Origin of the sequence: Ensifer sp., from assembly GCF_035999135.1 — a bacterium.
GTDB lineage: Bacteria > Pseudomonadota > Alphaproteobacteria > Rhizobiales > Rhizobiaceae > Ensifer.
The window spans coordinates 112,845-138,874 of record NZ_DASYGZ010000037.1 but is presented as its reverse complement, the minus strand read 5'-3'; the positions used below and the strand labels follow the sequence as shown (position 1 = coordinate 138,874).

33 protein-coding genes, 3 tRNA genes and 2 pseudogenes are annotated in these 26,030 nt (G+C 59.0%); 26 read left to right on the top strand and 12 right to left on the bottom strand.

Going from position 1 to position 26,030, the window contains the following annotated elements:
* Window positions 1-56: 56 nt before the first annotated feature.
* Window positions 57-560 (bottom strand): thermonuclease family protein, encoded by a 504-nt coding sequence (locus tag VGO12_RS03490; RefSeq protein WP_327511339.1) that lies wholly within the window; start codon window positions 558-560, stop codon window positions 57-59.
* Window positions 557-1,314, bottom strand: a pseudogene (locus VGO12_RS03485) (SOS response-associated peptidase). Before VGO12_RS03485 ends, VGO12_RS03490 begins: the two are co-directional and overlap by 4 nt.
* Before the next feature lie 133 nt (window positions 1,315-1,447).
* Here VGO12_RS03485 and VGO12_RS03480 point away from each other — a divergent pair.
* The gene (locus VGO12_RS03480; protein WP_327511338.1) at window positions 1,448-1,630 is read left to right on the top strand and encodes a hypothetical protein; all 183 of its coding nucleotides are present in this window, start codon (window positions 1,448-1,450) and stop codon (window positions 1,628-1,630) included.
* Between the two features lie 23 nt (window positions 1,631-1,653).
* Here VGO12_RS03480 and VGO12_RS03475 read toward each other — a convergent pair whose 3' ends face one another.
* From VGO12_RS03475 to VGO12_RS03460, 5 genes are all read right to left on the bottom strand, one after another.
* Window positions 1,654-2,067 carry a hypothetical protein gene (locus VGO12_RS03475; protein WP_327511336.1) on the bottom strand — a complete coding sequence of 138 codons (414 nt, stop codon included), beginning with the start codon at window positions 2,065-2,067 and terminating at the stop codon, window positions 1,654-1,656.
* 252 nt (window positions 2,068-2,319) lie between these two features.
* Window positions 2,320-2,547, bottom strand: coding sequence for a hypothetical protein (locus tag VGO12_RS03470; RefSeq protein ID WP_327511335.1), 228 nt, complete (start codon window positions 2,545-2,547; stop codon window positions 2,320-2,322).
* A gap of 135 nt (window positions 2,548-2,682) precedes the next feature.
* A complete protein-coding gene (locus VGO12_RS03465) occupies window positions 2,683-2,946 on the bottom strand; it encodes a hypothetical protein (protein WP_327511334.1) in 264 nt (87 codons plus the stop codon).
* A gap of 594 nt (window positions 2,947-3,540) precedes the next feature.
* Window positions 3,541-4,383: a DUF1036 domain-containing protein gene (locus VGO12_RS32200; RefSeq protein ID WP_414650665.1), complete on the bottom strand. Its 843-nt coding sequence runs from the start codon at window positions 4,381-4,383 to the stop codon at window positions 3,541-3,543.
* 678 nt (window positions 4,384-5,061) lie between these two features.
* Complete coding sequence (locus VGO12_RS03460; RefSeq protein WP_327511333.1) at window positions 5,062-5,253, bottom strand: hypothetical protein; 192 nt, start codon at window positions 5,251-5,253, stop codon at window positions 5,062-5,064.
* A gap of 299 nt (window positions 5,254-5,552) precedes the next feature.
* On the opposite strand from VGO12_RS03460, the gene VGO12_RS03455 reads away from it, so the two are divergent.
* A complete protein-coding gene (locus tag VGO12_RS03455; protein ID WP_327511365.1) occupies window positions 5,553-6,536 on the top strand; it encodes a GlxA family transcriptional regulator in 984 nt (327 codons plus the stop codon).
* 64 nt (window positions 6,537-6,600) lie between these two features.
* Here the strand turns inward: VGO12_RS03455 and VGO12_RS03450 are convergent, their stop codons facing one another.
* The 4 genes from VGO12_RS03450 to VGO12_RS03435 form a co-directional block, all read right to left on the bottom strand.
* Window positions 6,601-6,861, bottom strand: coding sequence for a hypothetical protein (locus VGO12_RS03450; RefSeq protein WP_327511332.1), 261 nt, complete (start codon window positions 6,859-6,861; stop codon window positions 6,601-6,603).
* A gap of 156 nt (window positions 6,862-7,017) precedes the next feature.
* The gene (locus tag VGO12_RS03445; protein ID WP_327511331.1) at window positions 7,018-7,272 is read right to left on the bottom strand and encodes a YMGG-like glycine zipper-containing protein; all 255 of its coding nucleotides are present in this window, start codon (window positions 7,270-7,272) and stop codon (window positions 7,018-7,020) included.
* 220 nt (window positions 7,273-7,492) lie between these two features.
* Window positions 7,493-8,305, bottom strand: a complete 813-nt coding sequence (locus VGO12_RS03440) for a hypothetical protein (RefSeq protein ID WP_327511330.1) — start codon at window positions 8,303-8,305, stop codon at window positions 7,493-7,495.
* Window positions 8,306-8,778: 473 nt separating this feature from the next.
* Entirely contained in the window at window positions 8,779-9,954 is a 1,176-nt protein-coding gene (locus VGO12_RS03435) for a site-specific integrase (protein WP_327511329.1), read from the bottom strand.
* 181 nt (window positions 9,955-10,135) lie between these two features.
* On the opposite strand from VGO12_RS03435, the gene VGO12_RS03430 reads away from it, so the two are divergent.
* The 24 genes and pseudogenes from VGO12_RS03430 to VGO12_RS03315 form a co-directional block, all read left to right on the top strand.
* On the top strand, window positions 10,136-10,339 hold the full coding sequence (locus VGO12_RS03430) for a helix-turn-helix domain-containing protein (protein WP_327511328.1): 204 nt from the start codon (window positions 10,136-10,138) through the stop codon (window positions 10,337-10,339).
* A 97-nt stretch (window positions 10,340-10,436) separates the two neighbouring features.
* On the top strand, window positions 10,437-11,012 hold the full coding sequence (locus tag VGO12_RS03425) for a hypothetical protein (RefSeq protein ID WP_327511327.1): 576 nt from the start codon (window positions 10,437-10,439) through the stop codon (window positions 11,010-11,012).
* Window positions 11,012-11,296 carry a hypothetical protein gene (locus tag VGO12_RS03420; RefSeq protein WP_327511326.1) on the top strand — a complete coding sequence of 95 codons (285 nt, stop codon included), beginning with the start codon at window positions 11,012-11,014 and terminating at the stop codon, window positions 11,294-11,296. Before VGO12_RS03425 ends, VGO12_RS03420 begins: the two co-directional genes overlap by 1 nt.
* A complete protein-coding gene (locus VGO12_RS03415) occupies window positions 11,265-13,442 on the top strand; it encodes a bifunctional DNA primase/polymerase (protein ID WP_327511325.1) in 2,178 nt (725 codons plus the stop codon). The genes VGO12_RS03420 and VGO12_RS03415 overlap by 32 nt, the downstream gene beginning before the upstream one ends.
* 154 nt (window positions 13,443-13,596) lie before the next feature.
* Window positions 13,597-14,001, top strand: coding sequence for a hypothetical protein (locus tag VGO12_RS03410; RefSeq protein WP_327511324.1), 405 nt, complete (start codon window positions 13,597-13,599; stop codon window positions 13,999-14,001).
* Window positions 13,998-15,164: a hypothetical protein gene (locus VGO12_RS03405; protein ID WP_327511323.1), complete on the top strand. Its 1,167-nt coding sequence runs from the start codon at window positions 13,998-14,000 to the stop codon at window positions 15,162-15,164. The genes VGO12_RS03410 and VGO12_RS03405 overlap by 4 nt, the downstream gene beginning before the upstream one ends.
* 336 nt (window positions 15,165-15,500) lie before the next feature.
* Window positions 15,501-15,575, top strand: a tRNA-Met gene (locus VGO12_RS03400).
* Between the two features lie 148 nt (window positions 15,576-15,723).
* Window positions 15,724-15,842, top strand: a tRNA-Ser gene (locus VGO12_RS03395).
* A gap of 6 nt (window positions 15,843-15,848) precedes the next feature.
* Window positions 15,849-15,934: transfer RNA gene (locus VGO12_RS03390), tRNA-OTHER, on the top strand.
* A gap of 490 nt (window positions 15,935-16,424) precedes the next feature.
* On the top strand, window positions 16,425-16,823 hold the full coding sequence (locus VGO12_RS03385) for a hypothetical protein (protein ID WP_327511322.1): 399 nt from the start codon (window positions 16,425-16,427) through the stop codon (window positions 16,821-16,823).
* Entirely contained in the window at window positions 16,780-18,732 is a 1,953-nt protein-coding gene (locus VGO12_RS03380) for a terminase large subunit (protein WP_327511321.1), read from the top strand. The genes VGO12_RS03385 and VGO12_RS03380 overlap by 44 nt, the downstream gene beginning before the upstream one ends.
* Before the next feature lie 8 nt (window positions 18,733-18,740).
* Complete coding sequence (locus VGO12_RS03375) at window positions 18,741-19,994, top strand: phage portal protein (protein WP_327511320.1); 1,254 nt, start codon at window positions 18,741-18,743, stop codon at window positions 19,992-19,994.
* On the top strand, window positions 19,991-20,590 hold the full coding sequence (locus VGO12_RS03370) for an HK97 family phage prohead protease (protein ID WP_327511319.1): 600 nt from the start codon (window positions 19,991-19,993) through the stop codon (window positions 20,588-20,590). Before VGO12_RS03375 ends, VGO12_RS03370 begins: the two co-directional genes overlap by 4 nt.
* Before the next feature lie 83 nt (window positions 20,591-20,673).
* A complete protein-coding gene (locus tag VGO12_RS03365) occupies window positions 20,674-21,957 on the top strand; it encodes a phage major capsid protein (RefSeq protein ID WP_327511318.1) in 1,284 nt (427 codons plus the stop codon).
* Between the two features lie 48 nt (window positions 21,958-22,005).
* Entirely contained in the window at window positions 22,006-22,236 is a 231-nt protein-coding gene (locus VGO12_RS03360) for a hypothetical protein (RefSeq protein WP_327511317.1), read from the top strand.
* Window positions 22,196-22,741 (top strand): head-tail connector protein, encoded by a 546-nt coding sequence (locus VGO12_RS03355; RefSeq protein ID WP_327511316.1) that lies wholly within the window; start codon window positions 22,196-22,198, stop codon window positions 22,739-22,741. Before VGO12_RS03360 ends, VGO12_RS03355 begins: the two co-directional genes overlap by 41 nt.
* 18 nt (window positions 22,742-22,759) lie before the next feature.
* A complete protein-coding gene (locus VGO12_RS03350) occupies window positions 22,760-23,164 on the top strand; it encodes a hypothetical protein (protein ID WP_327511315.1) in 405 nt (134 codons plus the stop codon).
* A 3-nt stretch (window positions 23,165-23,167) separates the two neighbouring features.
* Entirely contained in the window at window positions 23,168-23,350 is a 183-nt protein-coding gene (locus tag VGO12_RS03345) for a hypothetical protein (protein ID WP_327511314.1), read from the top strand.
* Window positions 23,334-23,687, top strand: a complete 354-nt coding sequence (locus VGO12_RS03340) for a head-tail adaptor protein (protein WP_327511313.1) — start codon at window positions 23,334-23,336, stop codon at window positions 23,685-23,687. Before VGO12_RS03345 ends, VGO12_RS03340 begins: the two co-directional genes overlap by 17 nt.
* Before the next feature lie 27 nt (window positions 23,688-23,714).
* On the top strand, window positions 23,715-24,206 hold the full coding sequence (locus VGO12_RS03335) for an HK97 gp10 family phage protein (protein ID WP_327511312.1): 492 nt from the start codon (window positions 23,715-23,717) through the stop codon (window positions 24,204-24,206).
* 18 nt (window positions 24,207-24,224) lie between these two features.
* A complete protein-coding gene (locus VGO12_RS03330) occupies window positions 24,225-24,641 on the top strand; it encodes a DUF3168 domain-containing protein (protein WP_327511311.1) in 417 nt (138 codons plus the stop codon).
* A 65-nt stretch (window positions 24,642-24,706) separates the two neighbouring features.
* Complete coding sequence (locus VGO12_RS03325; RefSeq protein ID WP_327511364.1) at window positions 24,707-25,138, top strand: phage tail tube protein; 432 nt, start codon at window positions 24,707-24,709, stop codon at window positions 25,136-25,138.
* Window positions 25,139-25,162: 24 nt separating this feature from the next.
* Complete coding sequence (locus tag VGO12_RS03320; protein WP_327511310.1) at window positions 25,163-25,528, top strand: hypothetical protein; 366 nt, start codon at window positions 25,163-25,165, stop codon at window positions 25,526-25,528.
* A 38-nt stretch (window positions 25,529-25,566) separates the two neighbouring features.
* Window positions 25,567-25,743: pseudogene (locus VGO12_RS03315) on the top strand (phage tail assembly chaperone); the annotation flags it as partial.
* On the opposite strand, the gene VGO12_RS03310 reads toward VGO12_RS03315, so the two are convergent.
* Window positions 25,740-25,985, bottom strand: coding sequence for a hypothetical protein (locus VGO12_RS03310; RefSeq protein ID WP_327511309.1), 246 nt, complete (start codon window positions 25,983-25,985; stop codon window positions 25,740-25,742). The pseudogene VGO12_RS03315 and the gene VGO12_RS03310 overlap by 4 nt on opposite strands.
* Window positions 25,986-26,030: the final 45 nt, after the last annotated feature.

The following is a 26,030-nucleotide window of genomic DNA, read 5'->3' as shown; positions in this document are numbered from 1 at the left end:
GGGGATCATTTATAAAACTCGCCGCGTCATGAAATGTTCCCAGTGTCGGGAAAAGGTCAACAGCTGGATTTTTGCCTCGAACGTTCGGCGCGGGCCTCACACGGAAGCTGGAATCTACCCTGCCAAATTCCCAAGGCTTTAGCTCTCGCGCCGTCCTGATCAGAGGCATATGCACCGCGGCTATACTTGGCCCAATCGAGCGTATAGCCGTTGGCGACAAGCCAGTGGTTGACGCTGGCACCGTCGGCCCGGAAGCAGGCGCCGACGATGCGCCCGTAACGATCGATATCGACGGGCTCGCAACGCGTGGGCCGCGAGGCAGCAAGGAAGCGATCGAGCGCACGCGCGGCTTCCCGCCCGCACCTGTAGGCGGCGCCCCTACCATCCGTGCAGCGCTGGCTGCTTTCCGGTGCGTCGACGCCGTGAATGCGGACGCGCTGACAGGTGGTCTCGATCGTGTCGCCGTCGATCACCGAGGGACGCCCGATGAGCGGTCCATGGGCAGCGGCAACATTCAGTGCGATGAGCGCGGCGGCAAGACCAGCAATCCACGTTTTCACAGCAGCAGGGCCTCCTGAGATCCTATCGTCGGCGGGGGTGCTGCGACCTGGATGAGCTGAAGGAGGTTGTCGGGTAGGGGCCGCTGCAGCGCGCGCGCCTCCTCCCACGGTGCTGTCAGCCAGGCTTCCACCTCGTCCTTGGACGTCAGGAGCACAGGCATTGCCTTCGGGTGGATGGGCTTCACGATGGTGTTTGGCTCCGTCGTGAGGAAGGCAAACAGGTCGATCGTTACCAAGCCGTCTTTGACCTTGCGAACGCTCGTCCAGTCCTTGGCCCTGATGCCGGCGAAGAACATCAACGGTTCATCCGGCGACCTTGCGAACCAGGCGTTCGGTGTGCGTCCGCCCTCAACCTTACTTGCCGGGTCCGGTTCAGCGAACCGCGTGAGGGGAACGACGCAGCGGTTCTCGACGCCGAGCCAGCGCTTCCAGTGTTTGCTCGAGGTATTGCGAACGTTAGTCGTGCCGCCGTCCGGCTCCATCTTCAGGAGTTGGTCGAAGTCGACTTCCTTGCCCTTGGCGCGGAGCTTGTCGGAGCGCTTCTTCACAGCTTCGAACAGGGCCTGGCTCGATGACGGCATCCCCAACGCACCGAGGCCAACTCGCGGCGGCCCTCGTTGTTGCGGACGATGGGTGCGAACTGGTCGGGATAGACGTCGATCGACGGTTGAAGGTTGCCGACCAAGTCGTTCGTGATGGAGACGAAGTCCCGGATCGCCTGCTGGCTTGTCGTCACATTATAGAGGTTGCACACACTCATCTCCCTCAGAAAACGTCGTCTTTCCAAACTGGCTTCCGAACCAACTTCACCCTGACCAGTTTTCGCAGGCGCAGCTTCCCAAGGTCGGGACCTCGGGCAACTCGAAAATTGCTCGGAGGTAGTCTTTGTGTCCGCATTTCTCGCAACGGAAGTTCGCCGCGATTTCATCAATCGACACGTCGCCGCAGAGCTCCAACAGGTCTCGGCATCGATATCGGTGCACAATCCGACAAAGCGTGCAGTCGATCTTGACGACCTGTCCCGTTTCCTCAGCCTTGGAAAGGGTGTGCATGCGCTGCTGGCGCGTTAGTCCATTCTGCTCTGGCATCCACTTTACTCACGGGCACCATAGGTCGACGACGGCCCCATCCCGCGATATTTCGGCACGAAGTGCGTGCAACGGTATTTGGAGGTGAGGGCAGCCAACAGCACGTCGGTGATCGATCGTTTGGCAGCGTCCCGCTTGTTGGCGTCGACGCCTACCAATTCCTTCGCGATCGTCTCTGGCACGTTCCATAGCGCTTCTGCCAACAGATCGATGACTTCGGCTTTGGGCACGGTCTCCCCGTGTCGTTCGATGCAGTGGTTGATGAGGATCCCATTGACGACCGAAGTCGCGATCGAGTGAGCGCTTTGCCTTTCGCGTCGTCGTGATTGCCCCGTGCCGGCGAGGGCGCGTTTCGAAGGCTCGCCCGCTGTGGTGAGGCGGGTATAGATGGAGTGACCAAGTTTATCGTGATCGGGCACAGGTTTTCTCCCTGGCAGGCTACCTGCCGGCTGGTGTTGTGCCGCACTGTTGGTGAAAGGCGCGCCCCCGGCGCCACGTGATCAGGTTTGTTTTATCGGCGGCGAGGTCTCCGGCCGGTGCTCAAGCTAAACCACTTCGACGGCCCTCTGCCGATGGCAAAGCCGAAGCCTCCCCACTTCTTGCAGCTCGGGTGCTCGCATAGGTGCACCCAAGGGCCGTCGCTCGTCTTCTTGGCGCGGCCGGATCGTCGCTCATGTTTCGTCCACCGGTCGCTCAAGGTTCGGCCGCCAGCCGCGAGCAAAGCCGACGCTCATCGAGCCTTCGGCCCGCGTCAATTGCTGGCGAAGATGCCGGCAGTCGTCCAGCAGAGTGCGGATCGTGGCATCCTTGTCACCCGCGTGCCAAGCAACGGCAACTGCGGCCTCGTCAATGGGCTGGCCGTCGTCGTCGATCTGGATTTGAACTTGGGGGGCGGGCATGGCTTATCCTTCTCCGGTGTCGTTCCCGGAGGTTTTCATTCGTCAGTTTGTCAGGTTGGCGGCCGCATCGCCCTAAGATGTTCTTATAATGTTCTCATGGGTGCAGAGAGTCAACGCCCAGATTTTGGGAGGCGTTCAATGAACTGGGGACGGTTTCGCTTTGCGAACTGCAACACCGGCGGCGTCATCGAACATTCGGTCCTTGGCGTCCAAGGCGGCCCAGTGATTATGCGCCAGCTCGATCAGGGCAGCAGCCACCTCGCGCTCAGCCCAGCCGAAAGCCTCGGCGTAGTCGGTTACAGTCCGAAAGACATCCTCAAGCGCCATCTGGCAGTCGAGATCCCGGTCGGGACAAGCGCCCGCCCGCTTTGGCCTCAGAAAAGTGGGTTGTTTCGCCATAGCCGTCTCCCCCTTCCGAGCGTAGAGCCTACTAACTAATCCTCAAGCTTTCGCTAACACGCTTGCGACAATCTCGCGGTTCCTTGCGTTAATGCGGAATGGCTAAAACAGCGAAGAAGACACCGCCGTTCGTGCCGCCGGCCGATCCGATGCCGCGGCGCGTCGATCATGAACAGCTATGGACTTTAGTTCATGCGGCCTTCGGCTAAAAACAGAGACCTAGCTTGCAGATCTCGTTATTTGGGCCCGGTCCCTCAGTTATGTCTGACCATGCGTTTCGCATGGTTCTAACAAGAGCGCCATCCTCGCCGACCAAGTCGTTGCTTGGTCCCGGGCCTTCAGTTACGTCCTTCCATGCATTTTTGTGAAAATTAACTATTGTGTTGTTGTCGCCGAAGCAGCCATCGCCACCAATTCCTTGCGAAAAACACTTATCAATCTCATTAAGTGTAAGCCGAGTTCCAACGCAGCCAGCGTATGCATAAGGTTGACCTCCCGTCTGGATGGCGCATTCTAGGAAGGCCTGCTGCTCGGGAGTCAGGCTGTTTCCGGCCGCGCACACGCCCATCTGAATGTAACTCCCTCGATTGTTCATCACGCAGTTGCAATCGTTCGCTGCTCTGGAGATAGTCGATCGGCGACAATACAGGTTGCAGCGGCCTTATAATCTTGATTGTTCTCAGCGACGCAGTTTACTAGTCGTCTCTGCTTTTCTGTCATTTGTACGCCCGCGGTACAAATGGCGATAGAAGATAGAGAATTGTTTGTTGCGCAGCGAATTAGATCTTCAGTTTTCTCGTCAATCTGACCGCGAGCTAAACATCTAGCGAGGAGGCGAGGCGTTTTGGTCTCAGCATATTCTTGAGCGCATTCCGCCACTCTTCTCCCGTCGCTGCTCAGCGAGCCTTTGGTCGCGCAAACTGCCATCGCAGCCGCTGAACTCGTTTGGGACACGCAATCTAAAATATGCTTCTGCTTGTCGGTTGCAACCTGTTTCATCCAGCATTTAGCGAACGCGGCTTTGCCATCATTGATGTATCCTGCGCAGTTTCTTGCCGCCACCAATGGGTCTTTCGACGTCTCCGTAAGGCTAAAAGTGTATTGATCGGATTCACCTACGTCTATTCGGCGAAAATTCTTACCGGTACAGCCAGGCGCCTGGGAGTAGTAGAACTTATCCTTGGGGTGTATGCAGAAGAAACCAGAATTATCTCCGCCGCCATAAACTAGATTGCCTCCCTCCGCGTAGTAATAGTAGTATCTGTTCGGTAGTGCCCCGTGCACCGGATTTATGCATTCACGGGGGGATACCGAAAACCACCCGCGTGACGACCAGTCATCGTTTTCTTGAAATCCGATGGCGACGTAAAGCTTTGTTCCAGTGTCATTACATATAAAAATTCCCGCCTGGGCGGGTTTAAGGAAAATAACCCGCAAGCAAAACAAATAACAGCCATTGCGAGATACCTGGGCATCTCACGCGCCTTTCAGCTATTTTTTTTGAAGGACGTACTCTATCACAATTTGTAAAGTTGGTAGATATGTACTTCTGATTAGTAGGTAACTACTTTTAGTTAGTCAAATTCGTGGATTGTGTTCGAGAGTGTGAAGAAGCGCGACGACGACGCGATCCTGATCTGTGAATTCGAACGGTGAAGGCGCAAAACCGTTTACATCGAACCCGGATTATTCAACGAAAAGTGGGGCGGTGATTGTAAACCGTTTCTCTGGGACTCCTCAAAACCCTAAGTTCGCTTTCTGCCTTCTAAGCAGGTTGTCGCAGGTTCGAATCCTGCAGGGGTCGCCAAACCTTTCAAGCACTTAGACGGTGTTTGGGGCGTGGCTGGCCCCCGTTTACAGCTTCTCATGGCCGTTTACAGAATTCATTTCAAACACTCGCTCCACCTCTGCGATCGAGTCGATGTAATCGATCCTTTCTGCCGAAGGGACGGGCCGTTAGACCAGCCCGCCGGGTTCGCTGTGGCGAGCTTCTTCGTTTCCGCGCCCGACGGTACCGCGCCCGCGGTCGGCGTCGCCGCCTATCGCGTCGCAGGGGGAGCCAGACCTAAGGTCCTGTTCCCCGATGTCATGCGGCACCTGCCGGTTCAGGGATGCCTAATCTGCATCTGTCTCAGTGGATAGATCACGCAGCGCAGCCTGAGCCGCGACTTCGGCATTGCGTCGTGAACCCGAGATAGTGCCGGATTTGATGAGCTTCTTGCCATCAAGCAGCAGCTGCCAGTTCCATGTGTTCAGGCCACGTCCTTGGATTCGAACTTTCAGTCTATCGGGATGGTACTTCGTCACTTTTTGCTCCTTTGACCGGACTCTGACAGATCTACGGCCAAAGCAAAACTCAATGACGAGGTCAAGGCCTAGATGGTCAGTCCTTCGGTGGCAGGCGCGCATACAGCCGAGACGCTGCGTGGCAAAAAAAAACGGGCCGGTGGAGACAATCCAGCCGGCCCGTTCCGGCAAAGGCGGAAAGGGGAACGTTCTCTGCGCGGGGCTGCAGCGCCGCGCGTAGGGAGATCGATACGGACCGATAATGCCCGAACGCCGGAACTGGAATTGACATTTCCCGCGTGAAATTTGACATTTCCCGCATGCTCGCCGATGGTCCCTCACAATCGCTGATCGAAGTTTCCGTGGTCATTCTGCCGGAATCGTCGATCATGTCGCTCGCGTCCGTGCTGGATCCGATGCGCGCCGCCAACCGGATTTCCGGCCGCGAGGTGTTTCGCTGGCGGTTGCTTTCGCCAGATGGCGGGCCGGTGACGCTCACCTGTGGCGTGCCGATCGCCGTCGACGGCCGGTTCCGACAGCCGCTTGCCGGCGACGCACTGCTTTTGATCGGCGGTTTCAACATCGATCGCCACGCCGGCCGGAAATTCATCGGCGCGCTGCAGGAATGCTCGCGCCATTTCGACATCGTCGCCGGCATCGAATCGGGCTGCTGGCTGCTTGGCCGCAGCGGGCTCCTCAACGGTCGCAAGGCGACGGCCCATTGGGAAGAGCTCGAGGATTTCAGCCAGGCCTTTCCGGCTCTTACGGTTCTCGGCGATCGCTTCGTCACCGATGGCAAGTTCTGGACGTCGGGCGGCGCGTCTCCGACATTCGACATGATGCTGCACTGGATCACGCAGCGGCTGGGCTCGGCCCTTGCGCTCGATGTCGCCAGCATCTTCGTCTATGACCAGACCCACAATGCCGCCGACGTGCAGCCCTATGTCTCGCTTGGCCGGATCGAGGTGCGCGATCCCGAGCTTGCCAAGGCGATCCGGATGATGGAGCGCACGCTGGAACGCCCGTTGACGATCGCGGCGCTGACGAGACGGCTGTCGATCTCGCAGCGCAAGCTGGAACTCATGTTTGCGCGTGGGCTGTCGACGAGCCCCGGAGCCTATTATCTTCGCCTCCGCCTGCAGGTCGCGCACCGGCTGGTGCGTGATTCTCCGAGCCCTATCCGCGAAATCGCGCTTCGCTGCGGCTTCGACAGCCTGTCGGCCTTTTCGCGTGCCTATGGCCGGGAGTACGGAAAAAGCCCGCTGAAGATGCGGCAGGCGCAACGGGAGGCCCTGGCTCGGTGAATTGCTGTGCCCACGGCGATGAGTGGGGCGATAAGTCGGGCACCTGACGAACACGCGACAGAAGTCAGTGGATCGTGCTTGGCGGATCGTCGGTAAACGCGTGAATTCCGTCACGCTGGACGGTTGCGATAAATTCTTCGAAGGCTTCGCGGTCGGTCGGGAAGGGCTCTTCCCACGTGGTGGAAAAGCCCTCTTCGTCGATCACTTCCAGCACCCAGTCATGATTGGTGCCCGCCGGTCGATAGATCCGCAATTCGACGACCACACCGTCGTCACTGAACTGGCCGGAAAACTCTGAAAACTCGTAGGCTTCTTCATCACTCATGTTGAAAGTCTAACACGCTTGTTCGGCGACGTTCCAGAGCGTTCGGGAGAGCGTCATTCAATTGAGTGTGCACCGATCGGCGCTTTGGTGGCCAGGTGCGAGCGCGCGTTGGCCCATGAGTGCGAGCCAACGCGGCTTGATTCGAAGGAGTAGGATTTATCGGCAACGTGCCTCGTAGCGTCGGCCATAGCGATCGCGATAGATGCAATAGCCCTGGCGCTCCTGGGAGCGGCCGATCAGGTTGCCGATGACGCCACCGGCCACAGCGCCAATCGCGGCACCGCCCCAGCTGTCGCTGACAGCGCCGCCGATGATGGCACCGGTACCGGCGCCGATTGCCGTCCCCTTCTCGGTCTGCGTGCAGGATGCAAGCGTACCAATCATTCCAAGCGCAATGATAAGCTTCTTCATGCCTTCCCCCTTTACCCGATACTCAAACGCGGAGTTCATCGTGATGCAACTGCGGCCTGAAGGTCAAGCATCTACGCAACACGTGAAATTGTCGAGAGGGATGATTCGCGGTAGGGGGCGTGGTTGAGGCTCATGCCCGATCTCCCCAGGCGCCGAGCGTCGACAATTTTTCGGCATGTCGCGAGCCGGTTTCAACAACCGGCAGTTTCGAAGCGGAGATTCATCCGGACGGCTCGGGGTCGAAATAGTCGGGTGGGAGAGTATCAAATATGAAATCCCGCTCCAGGTATTCCGCATCTCCGAACTTGAAGCGCATTTTGAAATAGGATCCTAAAAACTCCGGATCGCCACCGTTGGCCACCTCCAGGGAAAATCGCAGCGCGCTGTCGCTTTGGACTTGCAATGGCGAATCGAGCACGGTTCGAACGTACGTAAACGGCCAGCAGACTCCGGCGGCCATTTCTGCGAATTCATCACCCAGCCATGAGGGGAGGGTCGGATCCAGCGGCGCCTCCGTGCTCGACGGTAGCGAAATTTTGACCTCTGCCCGGGTCTCCATCGGGCCGTTTTGGGCAGGTAGTCCGGCTCCGCCGCCACAGATTGGTTCGGCGCTGCGTCGGATGACATCCACTGCATCGATCACGATATGGCGACCGCTAAAATTGCTGATCACCACGTCGACCTTCAAGTTCGCTCCAATCAACGGAAAACTTTCTTCACATTCACTCAGATTTTCCCCACCTTGCTCGGCATCGGGGTCCATGGTGAAGCGGTCAATTTCACGGTCGATGAATATGAAATCCTCTTTGGGCAAGGCTCCAGTTTGCATGCGCATTGTCCGAATGCATTGACTGGTACTCGCAAGATGGAACCTCGACAGCTTGATCGGCGCACCTTGAGGCCCTTGACTTAAGAAAAAACTGAGGAGGGTACCCGTCAACCCGAAGAGACCGGCAAGCGCCACCCCCACCAGCCCCATCTTGACCGGATGTGACTCGACGTTGAGATCTAACGCCCTTCGGAGTGCCGCCACTAGCCGTCTCAATACCGCCCCCGCCGCAAAACCCAAGGGTTGTTAATGCGATGCTAATGCACGAGGTGAGGGGAGCGCAATCCGGGAGGACCCAGACGATGCCGGTTCCGTGGCTCAGACGCTGGCAACGGCAGGTGGGGCGGCAAGATCTCGGCCCAGCGTCGGCTGCTCGCTACCGGTTACCAATGGCCGGCGCGATAACCACGTGTACCCACACCGGCAGCGCGCCCTGCGGAAAACGATCCTGACGACGTGGTACGATTGTCAATATCAGAGGGCGTTTGTTCGAAGCGCCGCTTATCATGCGCTTACCACGATGCGATCGGGGCGATACTGGTTGGGACGATTGGAAACATCTGATTTTGGGTGGTGAGCGCGCAGGGATTCGAACCCTGGACCTACTGATTAAAAGTCACACGGTAAAGCCTTGTATATCAGGTTGTACAGCCTGTCGTGTGCCTTGCATGTGCCATCTATGCCAAAGTTGCAGCGATCTTGTCAAATGCTGCTTGATGGTCGTCAGACGGGAACAGGTGGCCATAGCGGTTCATTGTGATCGCGAATGATGCGTGACCGGCGAGTGTTTGGACCGCCTTTGGCTGCAGCCCGGCTTCGATCCACGTGCTGACAGCAAAATGGCGGAGAGCATGCCAGCCAATGGGCTCAATTCCGGCAGCTTTGACCAGCGGATTCCAGAAGCGCTTCGTCTGATTCGTGTGCCTTGTGAAGCTCCCGCGACCATCAGGGAAGACAAAGCCGTCGTTGGATTTTTGTTTCGAGCGGTCTCGCCACGCTTTTAGCTCTTCGATCATCGTCTTGCCGATAGGGATGGTTCGCTTGCCGGCCGCTGATTTCGTTTTGTCGATGCTTCCAAATGCATCGACGCGTGAATCGACAGTTACCTTTCCTGTATCGAGGTCGATGTTGCTCCACCGCAGCGCCCATTGTTCCGATGCGCGCAGCCCAGTAGTGGCGGCAAACTGAACCCGTATCTTGTAATCAGGGGAGGCGGCCTTCAGCAGCGCCGTGAGGTCAGCTTTGGATGGAGGCGTGACGCGCTCAGAGTCTTCGTCTCGGGTTCCGATTACACGGACTCCCTTCGCCACGTTCATCGTTGCCATATCTGTTTCCACGGCATGCTTCAGGACGCGGGATAGGGTTCCTAAGACGCGCCTAGTCGTGACGATGCCTGCGCCGTGTTTTCGCATGTCGTCGCGGAACTTCACGACGCGTGCCGCTGTAAGGTCAGCCAACTTGATTGCGCCTAGCCCGCCCTTGAAGCCGATAGAGTCTTTCTTCTTTAGTCCTGGTCGGCGCACAACGTATTCACCATTCGGATCGATATAATTTTCGCAGTGTTGGCGTGTCGTCCGCAAATACGTTTCTGTGACTTTTTCCCCGCGGTCACGACGGTCGGTCATGTACTGGCAGAACACCTTGCATCCTTCTGCCACGTCAGATCGATCGGCGAGGGGGCGGTAGGTGCCGGCACGCGTTGTTCCCTGAAGTTCCGCCAAACGGCCCTCGGCGTCGCGCTTCAAGGCGAACTGTTCTCGATGGCGTTTCCCGAAACGGTCGGTGAAGTCGAGTTGCCAGGCGACATGCTCGCCGCTGCCGTTTGTCCACTTCCTTCGCTTGATTACCGCCACGTTGACCTCCTGATCTGGAGGCACACGGATATCACGACACGCGCGAGGGCACAATCAAGGCGCGTAGACCTTGACAAAAATGTAAAACGGACATAGAAAGGAAGATATCGAAAGACACAGGTATCCACCTTCGAAAGTACACCAGTTTTACAAATCGTGTCAACCCCTGAGGAGGAAAAAAATGAAAGCAGCGAACGATAATTCTGAGGGCGATCTGCTGATGGGGGCAAACGCCATTGCCGCCTACTTGGGTGTTAAGCCGAGGCAAGCTTATCGCCTTTCCTATGACCGCATCATACCGTGCTTCAAGCTCGGTGGTACGGTTGCCGCTCGTCGCTCGTCACTCAATAAGTGGCTAGCCGAGGTCGAAAAAAGCGTTGCCTAGCCCTTTACGCTCGGCGACCATCGCCAGTTAATATTCTCGCATTCCACAATTCATCACCATCAGCCGACCGGCGTCTTCGCCGGCGCAGGAGGAGTTTTTGCGCATTTCTGAACCACAACGTCCCGTTCATGGATACGGCCTGTTCTTGTATCGCAGCGGCGACGGAGACACCTGCGGCTTCCTCGACGGTTCTCCCGTCCTTGTCCCGACCAGTATCGAAAAAGACCAGAATAGGCGCCGCTTCCGGTTCTCGGAAGGGCGCCGGCCGCTCCGTACCCTTGGCGACATATTCTGCCCAGATATGCAAACCGCAGGCTTCGTCCGTGAGGCCATAAACGAGAAATTGCAGCGCGAGCGGGAGGAAAAAATCGAGCGCGAACTGGATGCTGCGAACGCATTCCAGGTCACGCGCACGAACGTCACGCGTCGTCGGCTGTACCTTTTCGTCCACGTTGATGTCGTTTTCCTTGCTTCGGGCAAAACCGACACTTTCAGCTTTGCACTCGAGGCCCCAAGCCGCGAGCTGCGGGAAGACGCGCAGCGCGAGTTTGGCCAGCTTCTGCGCGCTGTCGGCCTTACCGAAATCGAGGACAGCGACGAACTGCTCGGGAGAACCGCGACGTTAGAGCGTCGTAATGAGGGGGTGGTCTTCAAGCGGTGGGTGGCTGCCTGATGACACCAATCATCCAAACCATTGAGGCGGTCGACAGACCGCCGTCATCACCAGGCGGCGCGAAAACCATCGCACGGTTCACCGTCCAGCTTGGCGACGTCCGCCTCTACAACCTTCTCCTTCGCGAATTTCCCGACGGCACTCGTCGGACGATTTCACCCAACGTCGGCGGTCAGCACTGCGCTTCGTTTAAGCCTGCAGTCGCAGAAAAAATCACAGCAGCAGCAACATTAGCACTTTTGGGAGGCCAGCTTGCCGACAACCACAGTCGCCGTTCAGCCTAAATCAGACACTCCAACGATCGCGGGCAACCTTTCAGTCGCGCTAGAATACATCGCGGCGGGGATCCCCATATTTCCCTGTAGGGCATGGACAGAGACAGACCCACACACTGGGGAGATCTACGACCCGAAGAGCCCGCTGACATCAAATGGCCTATACGGGGCGAGCACGAATGAGCGCATCATTCGTGAATGGTGGCGCCGCAATCCTAAGGCTCTGGTCGGCATCCCGACGGGCGAGAAAACAGGGTTTTTCGCGCTGGACGTCGACGTCAAGGAAGGCAAGGCAGGCGACCGCAATCTCGCCGCGCTGGAAGCCGAGCACGCGCAGCTTCCGCGAACCGTTGTCGTCCAAACAGCCACGGGGGGATTCCACTACCTTTTTAGACACGTCGACGGTCTGACCACATCAACCGGCAGCCTTCCCGAACACATCGATATTCGCGCGCAAGGGGGATATGTCATAGCCGCCGGCAGCGAGTTCCCCGATGGGAGCCGGTACGATTATCTAGGCGGCACGCCTGCGGACCTCATTGCGGCGATCGGTGGCGTTGCAGAGGCCCCGGCTTGGCTAGTCGATGTCATCCGCACTCCGCGGTACAGGGCGACTTCTAGCCCAACTATACCCATGCCGCGCAACGATGACGTTTCGGCAGCCGAGGTCGAGGAGCTGCTTTCCTACATCAGCCCTGAGTGCGGATACCAGGACTGGATTAATGCCCTGATGGCCGTCCATGGGGAGCTCGGCGAGAGCGGGCTTGCCGTCGCCGACTCATGGAGCGCGACCGGATCCAAGTACAAGAGGGGCGAGGTAGCAAGAAAATGGAAAACCTTTAAAGCAGGCGCGGGAATCGGTATGGGCACCCTAACCGTTCTCGCGCGAGACGGCGGCGCTGACTTGTCGGCCATAGGCAAGAAGCATCGCGGTCGTCAGCATGACGACACGCAGCCGATAGACCCGGACAAGGTCGAGGCGTTCGTGGCCAGGGAGCTTGCCAAGAAAACGCCTGTGGCGGCCAATGACAATGAACCTACCAAGCCGACGGCGGACGCCGCAGATGAACCGTCGTCGCTGCCTGTAGTCAACCCTGTCAACTGGCACGGGCAGCCCGTTCCAGAGCGTGAGTGGTTTATTGAGGGGCTAGTTCCTCACCGGCAGGTGACAATCTTGGCTGGCGATGGCGGCGTCGGGAAATCGCTACTTGCTTTGCAGTTCGGCGCTGCGTCAGCGCTTGGTGTCGACACAGCAGGATACAGTCCGACTCAGGGAAGGGTTCTGTATCTGGGCGCGGAAGATGAAGGGGAGGAATTCCATCGGCGCCTCGTCGACATCGTTCGTGGACATGGGCGACAACTGTCCGACCTTGGGGACTTTAGGCTTATCCCGATGGCCGATGCGGATGCCTTGCTTGCGATACCAGATAAATCTGGCGTCATGCTGCCAACGGCGGTCTGGCGACAGTTCTGCGAATTGGCTCGTGAATTCCGGCCGCGCTTGATCGTCCTCGATACAGTTGCTGATCTTTTTGGTGGCGATGAAATCAAGCGTGGGCAAGCGCGGCAGTTCATCGGGATGTTGAGACGGCTGGCAATCGATCTCGATTGCTCGATCATCTTGCTTGCCCACCCGTCGCAGGAGGGCATTCGATCTGGCTCAGGTTCGTCCGGCAGTACTGGATGGAAGAATAGCTCGCGGTCACAACTCTATTTCAGCCGCCCAGATGGCGACAAGGAAGCTGACCCCGACATTCGTCTCTTGAGCACGAAAAAGATCAACTACGGCAAGGTCGGAAACGAGACGAAGTTGCGTTGGGAGCACGGGTGTTTTGTTGCAGAGCCCGCTGGAGGTTCATCTCAGGCCATCGGGCTGATCAATCGCAAAGCGGAGAAGGTCTTTATCGAACTTCTCCGCACCTTCTCAAGGACAGGGCAGAATGTGGGCGCCTCTGCGGGAACGAACTATGCGCCAGCCAAGATGGCAAAGCACCCTGCCGCTGAGGGGCATTCCAAGAAGGCACTTGAGGGCGCCATGCAGCGACTTCTCGAGGACGGAACCATCAAGCTTGTTTGGGACGGACCTCCGTCTAAGCCGAGACAGAGATTGATGGTTAGCGCTGATGATTACGGCCGTAAGGAAGGCGACGAATGAAATTTCCACCGCACGTTCCACCGCGCTTCCACCACCCTTCCACCGCCTTCCACCGCATGTTCCACCTCTCCCCCTATAACCCCCTGCGAGGTGGAAGCACCTCGCGGTGGTGGAAGCCACCGCGGTACTCCCACGCTCTAAAAGGAGGAAACACATGAGCCGCCGCATAAAAACTGCCGAGCAATCCGCCCGGCGCGAAAGCGCGCTGGCCAAGGAGGCGCTGCGCACAGCAGTGGCAGACTCGACGGCGCCCAGGGATCCACGTCGTCAAGGCGAACACTATCGCACGCACCTAGCGGCTGCGCATCTGGTAATCGAAACCCTTCAATTGCGGATCAAGGAAATCGAAAGCGAGCGGGACCGTATCAAACGGCAGTCTGAATACGACCTGTCGCTATGTGTCACCCGGTCAGCAGCCGAAGAGGCGAGGTTGAGAGCTTTCCGCCTGGCTCGCGAAAAGGCAGCGCTGCTCATGGAATTCCCACCCGGCATCCTGAACCAAGCGTCGGAGGACATCCGCGACATTCCAGACCCGAAGCCAAAATGGAGCAAAGCATGAAGAAATCCCGTCATCGTGATCTTTCGCAATTGTCCGCGCTCCTGGCCGCACAAGCGCAACCAGCCGAGAAAAAGCAAGCGCCGGCCAAGACAAAGATGCTCACCCCAGCCAACGACAACAGACCGGCCCGCGAGCAACTGGCGTGGCCGGCACTTGAACGGCTTGCCCATCGCGGCGACTATCGGCGTCTCTTCGCCCTGCGCCACTGGAAGAACATGGCATTTCCTGGGTCTGCAATTGATCCCCCAGAACCAAACGATCTCAATCCGGAGACAACCATCGAAATCCGTCCGTCAGAGGCGGAGCTCCTCGGCGCCCTCGGCTGGAAGGTCATTGGCCGCGACCGTTGGCAGTTCACCGCCGAAATGGTCAACGTCTATGAGCCGAAAGATTCCACACCGAGCCACCACAAGAACAAGAACGGCGGCACTGATACTCAGCTCGGCGATCTCCTTTTCCGCGACGGGAGACTGGTTGAGTGGGGCAAGACGCGAAAGGGCAGGTCGCTACGCCCCGTCGAACGTCCTCGCGGCGTCAAGGGTGGAGCGTCGCCCACCAGGTCCGACGCTGCAATCTTGGACTACCTGGAGCTTCCTGGAGCTGTGGCCTCACCGTTGACGGCGAAACCGTATTCGAAGCCTCTTTCAGGCGAGGCGGCCATCGGCGATTTCTATTCGCCCCTGCCGCGGGAAGAGCCAAACGCAAAGGATAAGCTCGGCCGTTTCGGCGTTGAAGAGGGGCGACAACTTCTGCGCAGTTTTGGTGTGGACGGCTCGGTCCCGTTCGACCGCCTCCCAATTCCGGCAACACGATGCCCTGATGGGCTGGTTTCGGGACCGCAGTGGGTCGGCGGGGTGAAAAAACCAAAGCCACTCGGCGAGATTTCGGCCGCCGCTGGTCGGGAGCCTGATTTCGCGCGGCAGGTGGAGACAATGTCTTATGTCGAACATCTCCGTCGGCATCTCGGCCAGCATGCCCTCGTGCTTGACATGGCGATTACCGATGCGACCGCCAAGGCCATTGGCATGGCAATGAAGAAGGCGCCAACCTACGCTGAAAAGTGCGGGACCGCGCTCATTGATGCTGCGATAGACGCTCTGATCGTTCTGGACGAAACGGCGCGCGGGGAATTTGTACCAGTGGAAGAAAAAATCGCAGCATGATGTCCGGTCGGACGCATGCTCGCACCGTATTTAATTGAATGGGTGAATTTCCCAAAGGCCGCCAGTGTGCGGCCTTCTCCTTTTGGAGCGCTGAAGATCCGCGGACGTTCAAACTCGCGACGATCGCCGGGACTGCTCCAAACCCTGTCGACCTGGCCTAGCGCCGGATCCACCCTATCTGCGGTGCTGGCGTTGTAAACCAGTAGCCGTCAAGCAGGACCGTGAATGGCTATGCCACGACGGATAACCAAAGAAGTCTGGCTATACGCCGACCGCCTGCTTCAAGCCCTGCGCTAGACGTGGCACATGACACGTTCTGGCGTAGGCACCAATAACGCGGGTTAGAGAAGCGGTCATCTCGCCAGCCTCATAAGCTGGAAATCATGGGTTCGAGTCCCATACCCGACACCAATCAGTCACGCTGCCCCACTCAACGATGCGCACGTGTCACCCCCATCGCCATGGCGCGCGCTCCTCTCGCTGCCGTGGTGGTCGTGCGCCGGGCTCCCTTCGGGTCGAGCTCGGCGCTTTCTGTTTTCAAGGATACCGGGTGTAAACCGGGCCACTGGGTTGATCGCCAGTGAGCGTGCGGCGTTCCCTTGCCGACCATTCGTGGTCTCGGTTGCTAACCGGTACAGCCGAAAGGCTGCGATGGTTCGATCCCATCACTATCCGCCAAAATCTGGAAGGCGCCGCTAAATGGTTGGCAATCGGTCTTGAAAACCGAGGGGACCGCAAGGTCAGGGGTTCGATTCCTCAGTCTTCCGCCAGTTTGCGCTATAGGCGCTTCTCCCGGCACCGGGCGTTCGTGGTGCGTTAATCAGCGAGGATGTCATGCGCAGCAATGAAACCGGCATCTAGTTCAAATGCCCGCTCCGAACAGGCGGCACGCTACAGGCGTCTCTACAAGACAGCCCGTTGGCGTCGTATCCGCGAGTACCAACTTGCCCTTCATCCATTGTGCGCCTGGTGCTTGGAACGTGAGGACGTCACCGAAGCGACAGAGGTCCACCACTCCATCCCTCATCGCGGCGATGAGGCGCTGTTCTGGGGTGGCCCATTCGTCAGCACATGCAGCCCATGTCACTCATCGAGAGGCCAGCTAGAGGACCACGGCAAGACGGTCGTGGTTTATGGGGCGGATGGGTGGCCATTGTGAGGGGTAGGGGGTGCCTCGAGAGTCTAGGCCACCGGGCAGCGGGAACCGGCGCTGACCAACAACGCACATTTTTCCAAATCAGATGTTGGGGTTAAATTCCTATGGCAAGGCCGCGGACGCCAAAAGCCAAGGCCGAGGTTACCGGTCAGGCCAGCGTAAGGCGCAAGAAATTTGAGGCTCGAAACGAGCCTAGCGTATCGGACGAACTCGGCGATCCGCCTGAGTGGATCAAGGATACCGAACAGAACAAGGCCAGGGAGGCGTGGCAAACATTGCGCCTTGATATCCCATGGCTCAACAGCAGCCACCGAATCCTGGTGGCAACAGCGAGCAATATTTTGGGGCGCATGATCGCCGGCCAGGACTGCGGCGTCCAGGCGATGAACCTTCTTCGGCAATGCCTAGGCCAGATGGGCGCCACGCCGGCTGATGCTAGCAAGGCTGGAGCAAAACCGGATGGCGAGAAAACAGATCCAGCCGACGAATTCTTCGACACCTGATCTCCCTGCCCATTTCAACCCGGCATACCCGACAGGGCCGGTCGACGAGTACGCTGAGAAAGTCATCAGTGGCGATATCGTGGCGGGGCCGCATGTGCGGAACGCTTGCCGCAGGCACAAAGACGACCGGCTGAACGGGCCGAAGCGAGGCATCCACTGGGATCCCGAGGCGGCAAGCCGAGTGCTCCGCTTCTTCCCGGCGGTTCTGAGACTGAACGGCGGCCAGTTCGAAGGAAGGCCGTTTCATCCGCACCTTTCGCAGCAGTTCAAGATTGGCTCCATCTTCGGCTGGAAGCGTGTCGAATCTGACGGCGCAATTCTGCGACGCTTTCGACGCGCCTACATCGAAGAAGGTAAGGGCAACGGCAAGTCTCCGCTTGCGGCCGGGATCGGGCATTATTGCCTGACCTCTGACGGCGAGGCCGCTGCCGAAATCTACGCTGCAGCCGCAAATAAGGATCAGGCTTTCGTTCTGTTCCGCGACGCTGTCGCGATGTACGAGCAATCGCCGGCGCTGAAATCGAAGCTGACGCCGTCTGGCGGCAACCCGGTGTGGAACCTTTCGTATCTGAAGAGGCGGTCGTTCTTCAGGCCGATTTCGCGCGAAGGTGCACATTCCGGCCCGCGTCCGTACATTGCGCTTTGCGACGAAATCCACGAGCACCCCGATGGCAAGGTCGTCGAAATGCTCGAGCGCGGCTTTAAGTTTCGCCGGCAGCCTCTGCTGTTCATGATCACGAACTCCGGTTCGGATCGCAACAGCATCTGCTGGGACGAGCACCAGCACGCGGTCAAGGTTGCAGCAGGCACGCAGACGCCTGACGATGACTTTTCCTATGTCGGCGAGGTCATCGACGACACGACGTTTTCGTATGTCTGTGCGCTCGACAAGGACGACGACCCCTTTACGGATCCGACGTGCTGGCAGAAGGCAAACCCGCTTTTTGGTGTCACGCTGAAGCACGACTATCTTGCCGGTGTCGTCAATCAGGCGAAGGACATTCCGTCAAAGCGGAACGGCATTCTCCGATTGCACTTCTGCGTTTGGACTGAAGCCGACACAGCTTGGATACCGCGGCCCATCCTTGAAAAGGTGATGGTCGATTTCGACCCTTACGAAGAGCACAAGGGTAAGAAGATCACGGCGGCTGGCCTGGACTTGTCCGGCGCGAAGGATCTGACCGCGGCAGCATTCACGATCGAAACCGGATCGAAGCGCATCACGCGCGAGGACGGGACTGAGGTCGACCTGCCGACTTACGATCTCTGGATTGAGGCGTGGACGCCTCGAGACACGATGGACGAGCGGTCAAAGCAGGATCACGTGCCTTATCGCCTCTGGAATGAGACGCATTATCCCGGCACGTCCTGGCCCTACATTCACGCCCCTGAAGGCGCTCGGGTTCGCTACGACCATGTTGCTGCACTATTCGCTCGCCTCAATACCGAGCATGGTATCGGCGTTTTGGCTTTCGACCGTTACGCGTTTGATAAGTTCGAACAGGAGCTCGACGACTACGGTGTCGAGATCAAGACGGTAGCGCACCCGCAGGGCGGCAAAAAGCGAGCAAAACCGGACGAAGAAAAGGTCCAGGCGGCGAAAGACGCCGGGTTGGAGCCTCCTTTGGGGCTCTGGATGCCCGGCTCTGTTTCGGCGCTGGAAACACTCATCCTCGAAGAGCGCATTAGGTTGCGCCGATCGCCAGTTCTGCTCGGCGCGCTGATGGGCGTGGCAATCGAGACTGACCCGCTCATGGGCAATCAGTGGTTCTCCAAGAAAAAATCAACGGTTCGTATCGACCCGGCAGTCGCGAGTGCAATGGCTGTGGGTGCGGCGGTTGATGGCTTTGTCGAAGTCAAGCCTGTGGTCAGCCCATGGGACGACCCGGAGTACTCTCTAGCGGCATAGGAGGCCGTATGAAATGGCCATTTAGCCGCGAAAAGTCGGCAGAAACGCGCTCAAGCATCGAAAATCCCACTGTGCCGGTGAGTGCCGAGAATTTCATGGCGTTCTTCGGCGTCCAGCAGGCCAGCATGCCAAGGGTCACGATCGACACGGCGCTGACTGTGCCGGCGGTACTTGCAGCGGTCGCGTTCATGTCTCGCACGCTGGCGGCGCTCCCGCGGCACGCTTATCGCGACAGCAAGGACGGCGCGAAGCGGGTGGGCGGCAAGCTGGAGACGGTTGTGAACCGCGCTCCAAACGAAACGATGGGCTCATTTGCCTTCTGGCAGTGGTTCTGGCAGCAGGTCTTTACCGGCGGCCGCGGACTGGCTTACATCGAGCGCACGCCGCAGGGGCTCGACTCGCTCTGGCCAATGGATCCTGCGAAGACCGTCGTCAAGCGGATTGGTCTCAGGACCGTCTATCAGTTTGAGGGTCGAGATTATCCCGCTGAAGACGTTATCGATGTGCCGTTCATGCTGCACTCCGATGGCGTAAAGCACTATGGGCCGATTCAGAGGGCGACCAAAGCGATTCAGCTTGCCATCGCCATGAACGACTACGGCAGCAACTTCTTCGCGGGCGGCGGCGTTCCGCCGTTGGCTCTGGAAGGGCCGTTACCAGCCGGTGCGGACGCTATGAAGCGCGCTCAGACTGATATCAAAAGGTCAGTCGACGCGGCCAAGAATGCCAGCGACCCGATCTTCCCGATTCCAGCCGGCTACAAACTGGCGCCTGTCGGTATCGACCCGGCTAAGGGGCAGATGGTCGAGGCGCGACGCTTTCAGGTCGAAGAGATCGCAAGGGCCTGGCAACTCCCGCCGGTATTCTTGCAGGACTTGTCGCGCGCGACGTTCAGCAACGCCGAGCAGCAGGATTTGCATCTCGTCAAGCACCTTATCGGCCAGTGGGCCAAGGCCCTCGAAGACGAAATGAACCTCAAGTTCTTCGGGCGCAACAACAACGGCAGGTGGATCGAGCATGCGCTCGACGGAATATTGCGCGGCGACTTCGTCTCAAGGATGAACGGCTACGGAGTCGCGATCCAGAACGCCATTCGAACGCCTGACGAGATCCGAGCGCTCGAAAACCTCCCGTCCAAGGGCGGCGAGGCCGACAAGCTGCATATCCAAGGGGCAACAGTGCCTCTTGGCTCGCAGAATGTCTCACAGGCAGCGCCTCCTCCGGCAAATGACAATCAAGAAAATGAGGCGGAAGCCGCATGAGCGATTTCGAAAAGCGCATAGCGCAGCAGGTTGAACTGCGCGCAGACGAGAGCGGCACGAAGACGCTCACCGGCTACGCGGCCGTCTTCAACTCGCCGACGGATATCGGCGGGTACTTCACCGAGCAGATTGCGCCAGGCGCATTCATCGAGACCATCAAGGGCGACGTGCGCTGCTTGTTCGACCATCAGAGCGGCAACGTTCTGGGGCGGACAAAGAGCGGTACGCTTAGGCTTTCGGAAGACAGCCACGGCTTGCGTTTCGAGGTCGATTTGCCTGACACAGTACTCGGCAAAGACGTCGGAACTCTGGTTGCCCGCGGCGACATCAGCGGTTGTTCTTTCGATTTCCGCGCGATGAAGCAGTCGTGGGACGACACGGTCGACCCACCGAGGCGCACGCTGGAGAAGGTCGAAATCAGCGAGGTATCGATCGTCACGTTCCCGGCATATGCCGATACCACAGTTGGTCTTCGTTCACTCGAGGCAGCGAGGGGCGAAGGCAATGCCGCGCACAACGCGGCGGCAGCACGTCGGCGCGTGGCAGAGAAACGAGCATTGAGCGAACAGAAGTTTCGGGGCATCCGGCAGGACTGACCCGCAGTCACCCGGCTCAGCCGGAGGGCACGGACAAACGTCCTGCCATTTTACCAACCACCATCCTAGATTTGGAGACCAGCATGTCCCTTACGGAACTGCAGGAGAAGCGCGGCCGTCTGATGACGCAGGCTCGCGAAGCCCTGAACGAGATCACCAAGAATACCGACGAATCCCGCGCCGCGGAGCTCGACAAGCGCCATGACGACATCATGGCCGAGTTTGATCGCATCGAGAAGAACATCGAACGCGAAGGGCGCATGGCCACACTTGAGGCGCGCATCGAAGAGCGCGCCCGCCAGGATCGCGAGAGTCGCCGCCCCGGCGCAGGTTCCCAGTCCGAATCGCGTGGCCAGGACGGCGGTGACGAGCTCGAATACCGCTCGGTGTTTTACAAGTTCCTTGCCTCTGGCGCCGACCTCGGCGAACTCGATGCCGAAGAGCGTGCAGTCTTGAAAGCTGGCGTTCAGTCGGCCAAGGAATTCCGCATGCAGACTACCGGCACCAATACTGCTGGCGGCTACACGGTCCCGGTCGAGCTGGCCGACTTCATCGTGAAGTCGATGAAGGACTTCGGCCCGATGTACAGCGAGGACATTGCCACTGTCGTTTCGACCGCCGGCGGCAATCGCATCACCATCCCGACCGTCGACGACACTGGCGTTACGGCTGAGAAGCACACCGAAGGCACTGCGCTGACCGATGATGGCGGCAAGGATGCGACATTCGGTCAGAAACTGCTCGACGCCTACGTTTATGACACCGAGTTCGTGAAGTTCTCGATGGAACTGGCGCAGGACAGCATCTTCAACATGGAAGCCCTGCTTGGCGCCCTGCTCGGCGAACGCCTCGGACGCATTGCGAACCGCGAACTGACGATCGGCGACGGCACTGGCGACCCGAATGGCGTTGTCACTGCATCGACGCTCGGTCGAACTGCAGCTGCAGCTGCCGCGCTCACCGCGGACGAACTCATCGACCTGCAGCACTCGGTCAACGCGGCTTACCGACGGTCGCCGAAGACCCGCTGGCAGTTCGCCGATCTGACACTCGCGGCCATCCGGAAATTGAAGGACGCCGAGAATCGGTATGTGTGGACGATGGGTGACATTCAGAAGGGTGAACCCGGCACGCTCCTCGGATATCGCTACGAGATCAATGACGACGTCCCGGCCATCGCCGCCTCGGCAAAGCCGGTCATCTTTGGTGACTTCTCGAAATACTTTGTCCGCAAGGTCGGCTCGCCGGTCATCGGTGTTCTGCGCGAGCGCTTTTGGCCGGATCTCGGCATCGCCGGTCTCATCCGCTTCGATGGCGAACTCGGCGACACCGCTGCGGTCAAGCACCTTGTGATGGCTGCATCCTAATAGTCGGACGGCGGGCTTCGGCCCGCCTCCTTCCCTACGGAGGCAAACATGAAGATCAAAATGTTGGTCGGCCTGTCCGGCAATGAATATTCGCTCGCTCCAGGCGACGAGCACGATTTCAGCGACGCCGAAGCAATTCGGCTGATTGAGGCTGGCTACGGAGTGCCGGCTGTAGCGCAGCATGTTGAGCGCGCCGTTGCAGAAATAGCTCCTGAGCGCCGCAACAAGCGAGGCAAGAATGTGGTATCCAACGAAAGTGACCACGCCGGCGGCGACTGAGCCGGTAAGCCTAGAAGACGCCAAGCGTCGTCTTCACGTCACTTTTGACGATGACGACGACGACATCAGCTTGATGATTGCCTCCGTGCGCGATCATGCTGAAAAGTATTGCAATGTGCGCTTCGCCAGCCAGACCGTCGAGATGAAATGCGACGGCTTCTGCGATCTGGCCAGGCTGACAGAGGCGCCCGTCACCGAGGTGACGTCGATTGTTTACGTCGACACAGCGGGTGCCGTTCAGACGCTCGCTGACACGGTCTATGATCTTCGCAACGATGATCTCGAGGTCTCCATCGTCTTGAAATACGGCCAGCAGTGGCCAGCCATCCGAAGCGGGTCACGCATCATTGTTACTGCAGTAGTCGGCTACACAGCGGCCCCCGCGGCGGTGAAGCACGCCATTCTTCTGAACATCGTCGACGCCTACGAGAACCGCGAGAACGCAAAACTAGAAGATTGGACCGCGTTTGACGCACTTCTTTGCAACTACAGACGCGGCGCTTAAGCCGCAGGGGATTCCACCATGTCAGACATCACCATCACCGCGGCAAATGTGATCGCGGGCAGCAACGCAACGCGCGACATCGGCACGGCCGGCGAGACAATCACCGCTGGCAAGATTGTGTTTCTCGACGCAGCCACCAGTAAGTGGATGCTGTCGGATAACAACGGCACTGGCACGCGCACCGTCAACGGCATGGCGCTGAACGGCGCATCGCTCAACCAGCCTCTATCGGTCGTGAAGTCTGGCGACGTCACCGTCGGCTCCGTTCTTACGGCCGGCACTGACTACTGGCTTTCGGCGACTGCAGGCGGCATCTGCCCTCGCGCAGACCTGGCCACCGGCATGGACACGATTCAGATCGGCGTTGCGAAGAGCGCGACGGTGCTCACGATCGCGATTCAGGATCCGGGCGTGACACTTTAAGCCATGTGGATTCGCTTTACCGCCGACCACAACTGGGTGCAGCCGGGCTTCACCATCGCTTACAAAGCCGGGATGATCGAGAACGTCACTCGCGAGTGCGCCGAAGAGGCGATTACGGCGGGTAAGGCTTTGAAGGCTCCGACGCCACGGCGAGAGCGGGAGGTGGCCAATGGCAAAAAAGCCTAGTGCGGGCCGCCAACGCGAGAAGATGCACTTTCAGAAGCGCGGCGAGGGCGAGGACGAATACGGCAACCCGCAAACGGACTTCGCCACCATCTTCACCGACTTTGCCGAGCTCGTGCCGCTCCGCGGCGGCGAGGGCGTGCAAGCGGCCCGCCTGACGGGCAGGCAGCCTTACATCGTTCGGATCCGGTCGTGTGTTGCCAGCCGGGAAGTCACGCCATCCTGGCGGGCCGTCGACGCGCGCAACGACAGGCGGGTACTCAACATCCGCACCGTGACCAATCCGGACCAGAAGAACGGCTGGCTTGAATTGCTGGTCGATGACGGGGTTGCCACGTAGCGGTGGACGTAAGGCAGGAGAGACGGCATGGCGCTGAAGACGAAGATTCTGGGGCGCGAGGCGCTGACCAAGAAGTTGAACGAGATTGCGCCATCTGTCGAGAAGTATGCGGCACCAGCAAAGCTGGAGATCGCCGAAGAGGCCGCCGACAAGATTGCTGGCCGCGCGCCTACGGGTGCAACGCTGGAATACATGCACAACATCGAAGCCGGCAGGCTCGCTGATCACCCAGACAAAAAGCCAGTCGGCATCAATGCGTCGAAAGACCCATCGGCGGCTGGAGTCTTTGCTCCGTTCATCTGGCGGTTCTTGGAGTTCGGCACAGCGCCGCACAACACAGCGCCAGGTGGCGGTACTGTCCTGGGGCAGGTGACGCACGCAGAAGGCGGCGGTACGCAGCATCCCGGCACTGCCGCGCAGCCTCACATCTTTCCGACGTGGCGCGAAATGCGGGATAGGGCAAAGCGTAAAATTCAGGCCGCCGTCAACAAGGGCGTCAAAGAGGCCATGAGCAAGTAACCCGGCAAGGATTTCCGAATGGCCAGCGCTGAACTGGAATTACAGGGCGTGATCGTCACGCGCCTGAAGGCTGACGCTGGCCTCATGAGCCTTGTGAACGGGGTTTATGACCAGCCTCCTGACAATCGTTGGGCAATGCCCAAAGAGGGCTACGTCACGATCGGCGAGGCGCAGTTCATCCGCGATGATGCGACGTGCATTAGTGGAGGCGACGTGTTCCTGACCCTCCACGCATGGTCGCGCAGGGTCGGCTTTCCGGAATGCAAGAAAATAGCAGACGCGGTCGTTGAATCGCTCCATCTCGCGCCGGTCAATCTGACGACGTGGCGCCTTGTTTCACTCATGCATCGCCAGACTCGCGTCTTTCGTGACGCGGACGGGCTGACGAGCCATGCGGTCATTGACTTCGTGGCGAACGTCGAGCGCATCGCTTAGCGGCGGGCCACCACCACAAAGAACCACCACAATTGACGTCCGGCGCTGCCGGCGAAGGAGACCACATGGCAGATGGACAGCAGCTTGGCCGCCTCTTGCTTATCAAGGTAGGCGACGGCGGTTCGCCGGAAGTGTTCAGCAATCTCTGCGGCATCAAAACCCGCAGCTTCAATCTTTCCGCCAACGAAATCGACACGACCATCCCGTCGTGCACCAATCCAGGCGGCCCGGTTCAGAAGACCAGCCGTCCCGGCATCTCGAACCGCACTTTCACCGGCTCCGGCAATTTCGTGAAGAGCGCCGTATCGACTGCATTCCTGACGCACGTGCGCAACAGCGAAGCGTTCAATGCGCAGGTCGTTGTCCCCGGCGACGGCACGTATGAGGGCTCGTGGATGGTGACCGACTTCTCATTCGACGGCGACGTCGAGCCGAACTTGGAATTCAGCGCAACCTTCGTTGCCGCCGACGTACTGACGTTCACTGCCGAGGTGTAATCGATGGCAAAAGAGGAGAAGACTATGGCAACTGCCAAGGCGAAGCTGGCGGAAAAGAAGCCTTTCCCGCTTGAGGTGAACGGCGCCCGCGGCGAAGCCGAGCTCTGGGTTGGCGACGTGCCTGTCGTCGTGGCGGCAAGCATGGCCGGCTTGGCCGCTGTTTCAACCCGTCTGGAGTGCAAGTCGTTTCAGGAGCTTTTCGTGCGCCTATCCGACGTTGAGGTCGCAGCCACCTTTGCCGCGATCGAGCTGCTGACGGTGCGAGGCGACAAACTCGCCGCTATCCAGGCGCTCAAGCTAAAGGACCTGGCGGCATGCAAGGCTGCCTTCCTCACCGTGCTCGGCCATCATTTCGACGGTGACGAGGGAAACGCGGAAGCCGCCGGCTAGGCGGCCAAGTAGAGCGGGAAGAGCCGTTTCCGTGGCGCGACTGGATACGGATTGCCCTTGGCGGGCTTGGTTGGCGTCCCACTGATTTCTGGGCCGCCACCATGACTGAGTTTTTCGAAGCCATCCACGGTCGAAACGAGGCCAATGGCGTCGACGACGCTCCGAAGGCGCCTTCTAAGAGTGAGATGGACGCGCTGTTGGAGAAGTACGGTTAGTTGGAAGCTGCGTTGAATTCACTTTGAGTGATGTAGCCGCGATTCAAGCACGTCTCGCGCAGTAGAGAATAGTCCTTGTTTTCTGGCGACAATGACTGCCGGCAGCCGGAGCGCATTGTCGATTCCTTCTGCGCAGCTTCTGCCTCGCCTGATTTTCGATACTCTCCTATTGCGAACCAGCCACCACCCGCGATCACCACAACGCAGGCGGCTGCGACAAGCGCCTTCAGCCATCCATCCATCTTCACCACCTCAGAAGCCCGCCACCACGCGGGCTTCTGCTATTC